General features: G+C 34.1%; 6 protein-coding genes. 1 reads left to right on the plus strand and 5 read right to left on the minus strand.

The genetic code is table 11. The features are described from left to right. Positions 1-50: 50 nt before the first annotated feature. The 5 genes from bglX to QMO11_RS13270 all read right to left on the minus strand — a co-directional run bounded on the left by bglX (position 51) and on the right by QMO11_RS13270 (position 10535). The gene (gene bglX, locus QMO11_RS13250; RefSeq protein WP_282037721.1) at positions 51-2324 is read right to left on the minus strand and encodes a beta-glucosidase BglX; all 2274 of its coding nucleotides are present in this window, start codon (positions 2322-2324) and stop codon (positions 51-53) included. A gap of 12 nt (positions 2325-2336) precedes the next feature. After that, positions 2337-4832, minus strand: coding sequence for a glucoamylase family protein (locus QMO11_RS13255; RefSeq protein WP_282037722.1), 2496 nt, complete (start codon positions 4830-4832; stop codon positions 2337-2339). 115 nt (positions 4833-4947) lie between these two features. Further along, positions 4948-5856, minus strand: a complete 909-nt coding sequence (locus QMO11_RS13260) for a LamG-like jellyroll fold domain-containing protein (protein ID WP_282037723.1) — start codon at positions 5854-5856, stop codon at positions 4948-4950. A gap of 37 nt (positions 5857-5893) precedes the next feature. Beyond that, complete coding sequence (locus tag QMO11_RS13265; RefSeq protein WP_282037724.1) at positions 5894-7438, minus strand: RagB/SusD family nutrient uptake outer membrane protein; 1545 nt, start codon at positions 7436-7438, stop codon at positions 5894-5896. 64 nt (positions 7439-7502) lie between these two features. Beyond that, positions 7503-10535, minus strand: coding sequence for a SusC/RagA family TonB-linked outer membrane protein (locus QMO11_RS13270; RefSeq protein WP_282037725.1), 3033 nt, complete (start codon positions 10533-10535; stop codon positions 7503-7505). 361 nt (positions 10536-10896) lie between these two features. Between QMO11_RS13270 and QMO11_RS13275 the strand changes: the two genes are divergently transcribed. Beyond that, entirely contained in the window at positions 10897-13767 is a 2871-nt protein-coding gene (locus QMO11_RS13275) for a helix-turn-helix and ligand-binding sensor domain-containing protein (protein WP_282037726.1), read from the plus strand. Positions 13768-14124 lie beyond the last annotated feature (357 nt).

The following is a 14124-nucleotide window of genomic DNA, read 5'->3' on the forward strand; positions in this document are numbered from 1 at the left end:
CCATTATTGAATGGGTCCTATATATTTTTAATGTTATAAGCGTGAATTAATTACTCTAAAGTAAATGGGGCTATTAATACATCGTTTGAATTGGTTCCTATTTGCGCTTCAAAATCTCCTCTTTCGGCAACAAATTCTAGAGCTGCATTATAAAAACGGAGATCATCTGCAGCAATATTAAATTTAACACTTCTGGTTTCACCTGATGGAATAAACACTTTAGAAAAACCTTTCAATTCTTTAATGGCTGGTGTAATGCTCGAAACCATATCTCTAATATATAATTGAACGGTTTCTTCTCCATCAAGCTTTCCTCTATTAGTAACATCGATGGTAGCTACAATGGTATTATTAAAGTTTAGTTTGTTTGTACTCAGTTTTAAATTTGAATACTCAAACCTTGTATAGCTTAAACCATAACCAAAAGGAAAGAGTGGTGAGTTTTCAACATCTAAATAATTAGATTTAAATTTTTGAAAATCTTCACCTTCTTGAGGTCTACCTGTTATCTTTTGAGAATAGTAAATTGGTACTTGTCCGACGTTGCGCGGAAAGCTAACTGGTAATTTACCTGATGGATTATACACGCCATAAAGAACATCTGCAACTGCGTTACCAGCCTCAACACCTGGGTTCCAAATTTGCATTAGAGCATCTGCAGCCTCTAACTCTTCTCCTAATGCCAATGGACGACCACTCATGGTAAGCAATACTAATGGTTTTCCTGTTTTTTTAAGTTCTTTTATTAATAATTTCTGAGATGCTGGAATGACAATATCTGATCGACTTGATGATTCACCGCTCATTTCAGAAGCTTCGCCAACTATGGCTACAATCACATCAGAAGATGCTGCAATAGATTTTGCTTCTTGAATCATTTGTTTTGAAGATCGCTTGTCAATATCGATACGAGTACCAAAAACATTCACTTTTGCTGCCAATTCAGAATCGTCGGATACGTTAGCCCCTTTTGCATAGCGTACATTATTAGCAGAACCCAATTGATTTATAAAACCATCTAAAATAGTTACCGATAAATTGACATCACCAGTAGGTGCCCAAGTACCGAGCATATTGGATTTATCGTTAGCAAAAGGTCCTATAAGAGCAACTTTCTGATTCTTTTTTAATGGCAATGTATTGTTATTATTTTTTAATAACACAAAAGAACGTTGCGCAGCCACTCTAGCTAAATCTCTATTTTGTTCAGATAATATATCTGTTGATGGTCTCGAATCATCAAGATATCTAAATGGATCATCGAATAAACCCAATTTATATTTGGCTTCTAGAATTCGACGGCATGCCATATCAATACTTTTCTCTGTTACTTTACCTTCGTTTAATGATTTTTCAAGAGTAGTTAAAAAGCCTTCGCCAACCATATCCATATCTAAACCAGCATTTATACATTGTGCCGATACCGCTTGTAGATCGCCCATTCCATGGTCTATCATTTCGTTAACGGATGTATAATCTGACACTACAAAACCATTAAAGCCCCACTCATCTCTTAACAAATCTGTTAACAACCATTTATTTCCAGAAGCAGGCACACCATCAACATCATTAAATGCTGACATTACACAGCCAACACCGGCATCGATAGCTGCTTTATATGGAGGTAAGTACTCGTTATACATTCTTACTCTACTCATATCAACAGTATTATAATCGCGCCCAGCTTCTGCTGCACCGTAAAGAGCCATATGTTTTACCGTTGCCATCATAGTAGTAGGATCGGCCAAATCGTTTCCTTGGTATCCTTTCACCATTGCTTTGGCAATTTGTGAACCAAGGTAAACGTCTTCACCAGCTCCTTCAGCAATTCTTCCCCATCGAGCATCCTTAGCGATATCGACCATAGGCGAGAAGTTCCAAAAAATTCCATCAGCAGTAGCTTCTTTAGCAGCCATTGTTGCGGTTTGACTTATTAAAGTTGTATCCCAACTAGAAGCCAACCCTAATGGAATAGGATATGTTGTTTTATAGCCATGAATGACATCAGAACCAAATAACATAGGTATACCAAGTCGGCTATTAACAGCAATAGATTGAGCCTGACGTACTTTTTCTGGTCCGTAAATACCAAATATCCCTCCTACTTGTCCATCTTTTATTTTTTGTTCTACATCAGTACTGACAACAGAACCTGTTAGTATTCCTCCACCAGGTGTCACTAGGTTTAATTGCCCAATTTTTTCCTGAAGTGTCATTTTATCCATCAAGCCATCAACAAATATATCCATATCCGTTTTTTTATTGCTAACATGGCAAGATGTTAAAACAATCAAACTCAATGCTATTCCTTTTAATATCTTCATTTAATCTTTAGTTTACTTACTTATAATCAGTTTAGTTTGATATTGTTTCTTATTATTTATAAAGTGAATAATGTATATCCCATTGGCTAAATCAGCGCAATTAATAGTTGTATTAGATACATTAGCCTGAATACTTTTAACCAACTCACCATTGATGGAGTAAATATTCATATTCCACATTTGACCTTGGGGTATATCTGTGTTTATTTGAAATACACCTCTACTTGGATTTGGGTATATAGAGATTTCACCATCTGCGATATCATGTACCCCTGTCATATATTCAAAGCCTAATGCTTCTAAACCATTTTGTACATCTTCATCTTTAGAAACAATATCCCACAATAAACCAGTTCTATGGTTCTCAGTCATTATAACCATAGGTCCTTGATCTATACCTATATAATCATTCTCTATCCAAGTATTATTATTTATTTCAATATCGTAATAGGTGATATTACCAAAATCAGGGTTGGATTCGTACCAAGGAAGGTAATCGTCAACACGATCCATATTATCATTTAATCCACCAAAGAATCCATATTGACCCCACAATTCAGAACCTCTTTCTTGATAAAAATACTTTAGAGCCTTTAATGCTGCCTCGGGTGCATATGGGTAATTACCAATAGCTCCTGTTGGGGAAATTGTGCCATTATCCAATCGATCGTGACGAGGCCAATGTCCGCAGTAACCCACATATGGATCTGCACTTGCGGTTATACCCCAACAATTTTCGTTATAGTTTCTAAAGTCTTTAGGATTATCCTTAGCATATTCTACATGTATGTTTACGCAATTACTTAATTCTTTCCAGTAATCGCCATATTGATCTTTTAAACCTTTAGGATTAACACCTAAAAACGAATATTGTGTCCAAAAAGCTTGTCCACCCCAATCGATGTTTTGTGTTATTTCGTAACCATAAAAATTGCGAGGGTTTACTATATTACCATTATCAGTCCATCCTTTTACGTAAACGTCTCTACTGATTGGATAAGTAGGAGAACATCCGGCTATTAAGTAGGCAATCATTGTTTCACTATAGCTACCTTTTCGGCCTTGAATTCTCATTGCTAAGTCCCATCCATAATTTGGAGACCAATGCCACCATAGCACATCTTCACCATTTTGATACCAAGTCCACTCAATTTCGCGCCATAATCTATCGGCAATTTCTCTTATTTGAGTTTGTCTATGATCAGTATCATCAGTAAAATAGTTTTTAACAGCAATCAAACCCACAGCAACATAAGCCGTTTCAACTATATCGCCGCCATCATCTTTAGGACCAAATTGTATGGTTTTACCAGTATTACCGTTGTACCAGTGGGAAAAAGCACCGTGGAAGCGATCACAATTCTCTAGAAAATTTAGCATTTGCAAAACACGATCTATAATATCGTTTTTATCACGCCAGTTTCTTTCGTGAGCAACAATCATAGTCATTAAACTCATACCACTGGCTCCTGATGCAACCGTTTTATCACTACCGTGTTGGCGCTCTAATGCCATACCACTATTTTGATGGGCTCCCTCCCAAAAATAGCGAAATGTATATTCTTGTACCATTTCGAGTAATTGATCTTCGCTAAAGTCACTTACCGAAACATGATCTTTAATTGGAATCGATTCTAAATCTTGTAAACTAGTGGTTACTTGGTAGTGAATATCTGAATTTTTAGCAGTGCTTGGTACAAAATCGTAATAAAAGTTTTCTTCGATATGATTTGCTCTTAATTCATAGTTAACTCCGCCATCAAAAGAGGCATATACGTTATAGGTAAGGTTATCCATTGGGGCATCCCAGGTTAATTCGACATGACTATCGTATCCTGTTAGCGCTAAATTTTCAATTGCTGGTAGGTTATCGTAATGTTTAAAAACACAGACTTCATCAACAAGAATTGTTTTTGTAGATCCATCAAATTCGGATTGTTGAAAAAAGATCGCTTTAGTTTGAGTGAAATCTAAGCCATTGTTATTAGAATCATCAAATAATTCTTTTAGTGGAAAATTAATTTTGGTCCAAGTATTTGCTTTTATATTTTCAGAATGATGAGCACTTAGAGCATAAGCTTGCGAAGATTCTTCAGCACCAGTACCATTAATTGCTGTTACTCCTATTAACGGAAGTGATGTATTGCTTATTGCATTTTCAGAATATATATAAAAGGATAATGAATCCATAGTAGATATATTTATAGCAGCCCAATCATTTCTTAAGACTAATGCACGCCATTGTCCGTTGGCAGCAGATGTGTAGGTAAATCGAAGGGAGGTATTTCCCATGTATCTAGTGGTCGAACAAGGAATCTTATTACCAAATTGTGGCAGACCTGTAACATGAGTGCTTTCGAATTGGCTATCCCCAATGTTGTCTTCATCAACGATACCCTGATCATAATATAAATCATCTGTACCATCTTCAAAAAAATGTACTACTTGTGCATTTATAGCATTAATAAAAAAACATAGTAGTAATGTAATAAATATTCTATTAATCATAGTTAATGATTTAAAATAACGGTATGTTATATATACAAGAGATGTATTTCAATTGTAGGCATAGGGTATTGAAGGAAGATTGGCATACGCCAATCCTCCAAAAAAAAGGGATTTATTAATTTAATAGGTCGTCCATTACGACTTTGATTTCCTCTTGAGTTAATGCTTTGTCAAAGATTCTGAATTCGTCAATTTGACCAAGCTCAGATAACATTCCCCAGTAATTGAATGTAGGCTCTCCTGAACCAATTGTAAATAATTCGCAGTTTTTGAAATTAGGCACTAATAATTTGTTTGGGCTATCTGGACTAAAACCATCACTTTCATCAACACCATTAGCGTAACCTTCTGAAGCCTTAGCTATTTCACCGTTGATATACGTTCTATAGAATCCTTCTTTCATAGTAAGCGTAACAAATTGCCATTCAGGCGCATCCGAAGCAACAAACCAAGCTTTATCGTCTAATGACAACCACTCATCACCTTTCATATTCTCTGCGGCAAAATCCCAACCCGCATTGGCACCAAACTTTGCATCTGTAGCAAATTCCGTCTCTTCGTTAAAATACTCTTCATGAAAAATTCTACAACCATCTGCTCTATTGTTATCATTACCATCCCATTCAGCGGCTCCGAATAGAAATAAACCTGCTCTAGCATTAGAGTTAGGGGCTGGTTTGAACCAAAAAGCGACAGTTAACTCACCACCATCTTTAGAGATGTAATCCTCAGAAGGGATTGTTAAATAAGAATCTGCAGCACCTTGATACGAACCAGTACCAAATTTAGCATCAGAAGAAATAGTAGGCTTTCCTTCTACATTAACGGTACCCTCGGATATATGCTCAGTAAAATCCTCATCAAAAGAAAGGTATAAAACTTCACCATAAGCGGCGCTGTTATTATCGTCGACGCCATTATCGTCGACGCCATTATCGTTTCCTTTATCATCGTCTTTATTACAGGCAGTAAACATTACACTAGTTGCTAGTGCAAGCATCATAAATTTAAAAATGTTTTTCATTTTCATGTCAATTTGATTTAATTGTAAAATTTAATAATTATTGTAATCCATTTAGCAAATCCATCTGCTTTTGAGGATAAGGTAAATACAGTTTATCATCCGAAAATTCTCTACCGTCGTAACTCAATTCATCGTACTTTTTGTACCTAACCATATCGGCATAGCGTATTCCCCATTCCATGGCTAATTCGGCATATTTTTCGTCTAAAACATCGTTTAGAGTTACACTCAGTAATGGATCAATTTTTGCTCTTTTTCTCACTAAATTAATGGCTTCAAGGGCTGACATTTCTGTAGAACTTGCTCCTTGAGTTATAGCCTCTGCATGCATTAGTAATACTTCGGCATATCTAATAATAATTAGGTTTTTGCCTGCTCCATATTTTGTATTACCATCAGGAATTTGGACAGATGGCAAGTAATGCTTACCACTATTAAATTTAGAACGTGCGTTATCTATAATTTTATCACCATATCGTGTAGTAGAAGAAATATAATCTGGTATAACAGCGTAATTCGGGTCTTTTCTAATTTCATTTATCCCCGCATTTGTAAATAGTACACTCGCTTCTAATCTAACCGAATCTTCGCGATCTATCATATGCTTAATAAACTTAGTTGTTGGCTCGTAATATCCCCATCCCCAGGTTACACCGGCTCTTGCAGGCTCCCAGTTATTTGGTCCAAAAGCTTCGAATTGCATAACTGGTGATGCATCATCATTACCATTGGCAAAGTATTGCATTTCGAACAGGTTCTCTTTATTTAATTTTCCTTGGAGCAAAAATAAATTACGATAATCTTCTTCTAACTGGAACCACCCCGATTTAATTATTTCGTTTGTTGACTCGACCACAGCATCAAAATCTTTCAGATCAAGATCTACTTTTGCTTTAATGGCATAAGCTGTATGCTTTGTAACCCCTCCTCGTAAATCGCTTCTATCAACGGGATGTAAATCTGGTAAATTAGGAATAGAAACCGCCATTAGTTCAGAAATATACTTAAGTACATCCTCTCTTTGGGTAAGTTTGGTATCAACAAGGTCGTACACAGCATTAGATTCAGGGATTAAAATATCACCCCACACCTGAGTCAATTGATATAATGAATATGCTTTTAATACGTTAACTTCTGCAATATATTGATCTACAACATCAAGCCCAGTACCATACTCTTTATATATATTGAAATGATCTAATGCATTTTCGACAGCATATACTTTAGTGTATAAACGCTCCCAAACATCGTTATACATCCAAAAAGTATTACTATATTTTAAGGAATCAGTGTCACCTAAGGGCTTCTGATCTCCCTTAGCTCCTTTTTCAACATCATCGCCCCGCAATGTTGTTAATAAATAAACAGACCAATCTTTCCAAACCCAACCTTCCCATCTATATTGAAATTCGGCATAGGCACCAACTAACAAACCTTCCATTTGTTCAGTAGTTGTATAATCAACCTGAGAATCCAAAACGGTATTTTCTGGATGTACGTTTAAATTATCATGGCAAGCAACCATGGATACAACTATTAATATTGCTATTGCAAGTTGTTTTATAGCTTTTGTAATTTTCATACTTTAATATTTTACAACCAACGCAGTAATTATGCGCAAGTATTAATGCATTAAACAAATACTCTTAAAATTTAATATTAACTCCAACGGTATAGATTGCAGGCACAGGGTAGGTGGTTTTATCAACACCGTTATCAACCTCAGGAGTAAACCCGTTATAACCAAATAAGGTAAGAGGTCTCTCGGCAGATAAGGTGAATTTCATATCAGGTAAATCAACACCACCTATGTTCATATTATTAAAATCATATCCCAATCTTACATTTTGTATTCTGAAAAATGAGCCATCCTCAACAAAGAAAGAACTCATATTTTGATTCCATCCTCTGTATAAACCTGCTGCTGAAGGATACGAATTAGAAGTACCTTCGCCATTCCAAACATTTTTAGCTAAGTCAGCATCAATATTTACATCACTTGTCCATATAATATTACCACGTTTTCTGTTTAATATTTTATTACCCATTTGTCCGATAACACTAGCTGCTAAGTCCCATCTTTTATATTGAATACTAAGATCTACACCATAGGTAAGTGTGGGTATAGGAGAGCCAAGAAAAACTCTATCATCACCATCTATCACTCCATTGTTATCTTGATCTTTAAACTTTAAATCACCAGGAGCTAAACCATTACTTCTTGCAATTGGATCGTTATTAATCTCAGCTTGTGTTTGGTAAACACCTTCTACTTGGTAACCAAAAAATGACATTATAGGCTGACCCACAACTGATCTTTGTTGAAACTCAGTTTCACCACCATCTAAATACGGCTCTCCGTACAAATCAGTCACCTGATTATCAAGTGTTGATACATTACCTCCAATTGAATAACTAAAGTTATCGTTCACTTTATCTGACCAATTAAGTACCACTTCTAAACCTTTATTCTGAATAGTACCAACATTTTTGCGAATCGAACCTCCGATAACAGGTAATGAAACAGGGATAATGGCATTTTTTGTAAGACGCTTAAAATAATCCAGCTCAAGTGACAACCTATTTCGTAAGAAATTAGCAGATATACCTATGTTTGAGACCTCATTAACCTCCCAATCGAGCCACTCAAATGTATTTGAGGTAGTAAATCCAGGTATAAATTGGCCATCAAATATTCCTTGTATAACACTTAATGATCGGGCTCCATCACTAGGGTTTACTTTATTATTACCTAATTGTCCCCAGCTACCTCTAATTTTTAAATAGTCGAGAGCATTTATATTATTCATAAATGATTCTTCTGAGATCACCCATCCTGCTCCAACTGTAGGGAAATAGCCCCATTGCTCTTGAAATTTACTAGTACCATCAGCTCTTACCGTACCATACAATAAGTATTTACTTTTATATGAGTATGAAAAACGACCGAAGTACGACATGTTCTCATAACGATATCCATCATCGCCATAGCCTAATTCATTTTTATTTGTTGCTAAATTTAAATACCAAGTGGCTAAATCGTCAAGTGGCACATTAGATGCAGAGCCAAACAATAATGATCTCTTTTCTTGACGATAAGAAGTACCTGCCATAATAGTGAAAGAACTATTACCAACATTATCGGTATACGTTAGCGTATTATCCCAGGTGGTATTATCAAAATTTTGAAACGATTTTGAAAGACTATTTAATGGAGCTGAAAAATCATCTCTATTATCATCCGTTAAATCAATTAAAGAATAACTATGCGATGCATTTCGATCTTCTAGAGCAGCATGATCGATACTATACATTGTTCTAAATTTCAACTTATCTTTTATTATAGAAGCATCAAGAAAAGTACTCACTACAAACTTCTTTTCTTCGAATAAACCTTCATAAAAATTAGTTGCAGTAAAAGGGTTTTGGTCGTTTCTGTAACCAATATTTCTAGCAGATCCAAGATTTAATGGAAAAGCATCGGATGAATGTTCATCGTATACAGGTAAAATAGGTACAGCATAATACGCTTGATCCCACGCTGAGGGATTATCCTTTTCACGTTTTGAAGTACTCGCCATAACATTAGAACCTACTTTTAACCAGTTATTTACTTCAAAATCAAATTTACCTCTCAGGTTAACACGCTGAAAGCTGTTAGGCATATCTAATATACCTTCTTGATTAAAAAAGTTAATCCCTGTAGAATAAGTTGCCTTATCGTTACCTCCAGAAAAACTCAAACTATGATTTTGCATTGGAGCTAATCTTAATAATTCGTTGTACCAATCTGTATCTACATTAGGTCTACTCGCATTATTTGGGTTTGCTCCATATCTATTTATAGCATTTCTAATCGACACTTTTTGTGCGAACAAACCAGCATCATCAATAAAAGATATATACTGATCGGTATTTGCCATTTCTAAAACGTTTTGGGCACGCTGAATACCATAGTATCCATCGTAAGTAATTTGACCTTTTCCTTTTGTACCTGATTTGGTTTCCACAAGAACAACACCATTTGCCGCTCGTACACCATATATAGCACTAGCCGAAGCATCTTTAAGGACAGTCATTGATTCAATATCATTAGTATTTAAGAAACCAATATCATCGAAAAACACGCCATCTACTACATACAAAGGATTCCCATCACCTACCCCAGGAAACGAGCCAACTCCCCTAATTCTCACATTAGGACTCTCACCAGGTGCACCAGCACTTGTTATTTGCAAACCAGCAACTTTACCTTGTAATGATTGCATTGCTTGCGATGTTGATGAGCTTGATATAACGTCCGATTTAACTGTAGTAATGGCTGAGGTTAGATCCTTGACCTTCATTTCTCCATAACCTACTACTACAACTTCTTCAACCATCGAAAAACTTTCTCCTAAGATTACGTTGTGATGGATATTTCCATTAATAGGTACTAATTTAGTTTCGAATCCAATAAATGAGAACTGTAGGGTATCAGAAGCACCTGCTTCAATTGAATAATTCCCGTCGAAATCAGTAATTCCTCCATTACCTGCACCTACAGTCATAACAGTAACCCCAGGGATTGCTCCACCTCCTTCTTCAGATACTTTACCGCTTACAATTATCTTATTCTGTGCAATAATTGAAACACTAAATACTAGACAAATCCATATTAATGTGATTTCTTTTTTCATAAAGTAATTATTTAAATATCGTTTTGATGTGTTAAAAATAGTTTAGGTCTATATGTCCACAAAAGAAAACCCTACACTACAACTTCTTAAGGATAGATAAAAATTAAACCACACTACTCAAAGACTACTCAATTACATATTTTTAAAAACACTAAACACTGTAATAAAAGGCATTACAACACATAACACCACAAGTGTTATATTTAAAAATAAATTAGAGGAAGTGGTATCAGAAAGCCCAAAATAAGACCTCAAATTATTTCTAAAAATAGTTTCTATTGTTAGTTTTGTGTATTCCTATTATAATCCTGCTGATCATAAAAGATAATTTCAATTATAATTATTTAACACCTATATTATTATGGCCAATGGATATATATTCCGTATTTTAAAAAGCCTTATAACTGCTTCCAAATTGCAGCATATATATGTTTACTTATTTATTACACTAGGTATTTTTGATCTAAATGGACAATCAATCCAGATAACAAATTTTAAAAAAGACCAATACAATGGAGCAAGTAAAAATTGGTCGATAACACATGGAAAACAGAATGAACTATATTTTGCCAATGATTACGGTTTATTATCATTTGATGGGTCAAATTGGTCATTGAATGAAACTCCTAATAATTCGACTATGCGAGCCATCTCAATTAATGAGAATGGTAGAATTTACTCCTGTGGTTTTAGAGAAATTGGTTATTGGGAGAAAGATGTAAAGGGTGAATTACATTATACTTCGTTAACACCTTCTATTGAAGATCAATTATTAGAAAATGAAGAATTTTGGACAATATTACAATCCGATGATGCTTTATATTTTCATTCGTTTTCTAATTTATTCAGATATAAAGACAATAAATTTGATAAAATAAATTTATTTGGTTTTGTAAATTACACTACAGTAATTGATGATACGGTTATTTTTTCAATACACGGACATGGAATTTATACCATTAATGATCTCAAGTTTGAACCATTAATCGAATCGTCATTTTTCAATAATAAATCTATTGTATTTGTAATCTCGGGGGAAAACAAAAATGAGTTAATCATAGGTACACGATCGCATGGCTTATTTATAATTAATAAAGCAACTCAGAACATAAGCCAATGGCATAACCCAAATAATGATGCTCTTTCAAAAAACAAAATCAATAGAGGATTTGATCTTAAGAATGGTGACATAGCTATTGGAACAATACTTGGGGGACTAGAGATTTTATCTAAAACGGGAGAGTTAATGTATAAAATCAACACTAGTGATGGATTACAGAGTAATAATGTATATGATATTAGCATAGATAATTTCAGTAATCTTTGGATAGCTTCGGACAAAGGGATCGATTTTGTGTCCCATCAATCTAAATTAGCATATCGAAAAATTAAGAATGCAAATATCGGTGCCGTATATTGTGCGGCTCTGCATAATAAGCAATTATACTTAGGCACAAATCAAGGGCTCTTTTATTCACCTTGGAATGAGAGTAAGCCGAAATTTAAATTACTTAAGGGAACCGAAGGTGGCCAAGTTTGGAACTGTAAAGTAGTGGGAGACGAATTAGTGGTTGGTCATACAGACAGTACTTTTGTTATAAAGGATAATCAAATTCGAAAAATATCGGATAATACAGGTGGAAATGCCTTCACAAAAATTCCTGAGTCTGATTACACATATATTCAATCTACCTACTCTGATCTTGTTTTGTATAAAAAAACACCCATAGGACTTGAAAAAATAGGTACAAACAAAGGTTTTTACAATCTAATTAACCACCTTGAGTTTGATCATGTACAGAACCTATGGGCCAGTCATTTCTACAAAGGTATATTTAAAATAAATTTGACTAGTAAATACGACTCAACAACAAGCATCACGCACTATAACCCTAACAACACATATAATTCGAAAGGAGGTAGCAACTATGTTTACAAAATAGAAAATCGAATTGTTTTTACATCCCATAAAGGATTGTATACTTATGATGATATAAAAGATTCGATTATTGCTTACACATCTTTAAACGAGAATTTGGGGATACATAAAAATGCCACACAAATTATAAAAGCTCCGAATAATCATTACTGGTTTATAGGTACAAATGGAGTGGCTTGCTTTACTATAAATGGATTAAACGTTTCATTAATTAAAGAATTTCCGGTAGAATTATTTGAGAATCAACTCATACCTAGATTTAAGAACATTAGTGCTTTAGATAAAAACAACGCTTTGGTTGGTTTAGAAAATGGTTATGCCATATTAAATACAACAACAATAGAAGAGGGTAGTGAAATTCTTGGTAAAAAAATATATCTACGTTCATTCAGTACTTATGATAATCAAAATAACATCCAGAAATTAAACATTGACACTAACTATTATGAACTAGCTCATAATAATAACAATATATCATTAATTTATAGTTCCCCCTATTACTCGAATAATACAAAAAAATACAAATACAAAGTAGAAGGACTAAGCAATGCTTGGTCTGAGCCTCAAGATGAACCCAAGATAGAATTAAACCGACTATCACCTAGAACTTACACAATTAACATTAAAACAATAAACGGATGGGGAAAAGAATCTGACATAAATCAGATCACTATTAAAATATTACCCCCTTGGTACGAAACCAACTATGCCAAGTTTGCTTATTTAATTTTTATACTCATCATCATATACTTAATCAAGATTATATCAACAAAGCAAATTATTAATAAAGAAAAACAAAATAGACTCATTAAAGAAAAAGAGATAATAGAACTCCGAAATGCTAAGTTAAAAGGTGAAATTTCGTTTAAGAGTCAACAACTTGCCAATTCAACTTTAGGTATTATTAAAAAGAACGAGTTACTCCTAAGTTTAAAAGATAAAATAGAAAAACAAAAGGAACAACTTGGCACACGCTATCCTGACAAATATTATTATGATATTGTTAAAAAAATTGAGGAGAATATATCTGGTCAAGACGATTGGAAAATATTCGAAACTAACTTTACTCAAACCCATGAGTCGTTTTTTAAAAATCTAATGATTAGATTCCCAGAGTTAACACAAAGCGATCTTAGGTTATGTGCCTATTTAAGAATAAATCTCACATCAAAAGAAATTGCACCAATGCTAGGTATTACTGTAAGAGCTGTTGAAAATCATCGATATCGTTTGAGAAAAAGATTATCCTTAGATTCAGAAACTAACCTAACAGAATTTTTACTATCTCTATAATGTAATTGGCAAAACAAAGTTTTTTAGTTACAGATGAAATTAATTTAGGGCTTCATATAATGCCATAACAAAATTGGTATTATATGAAGCCCTTTTATCATACTTATTAATATTAGTGTCTATTACCGTACAGACAGAAACTGTTTAACCCAGATAATATCAAATTGATTATTTACTTCAAAAGGGTATTTCGAAAAAACTCGCGTGTTGATATTATGTGCTCATTTATGCAAGATGATACAATCATCACAAAACATATTAATCTATTAATCTACAAAGCAAATTCATTTTTAAAGTAGTGTTATATAAATATAATTTTAGATTACAAACAGCGACACATCATTAAACATCTAAATT

Origin of the sequence: Saccharicrinis aurantiacus, assembly GCF_947489045.1 — a bacterium.
Taxonomy (GTDB): domain Bacteria; phylum Bacteroidota; class Bacteroidia; order Bacteroidales; family Marinilabiliaceae; genus Saccharicrinis; species Saccharicrinis aurantiacus.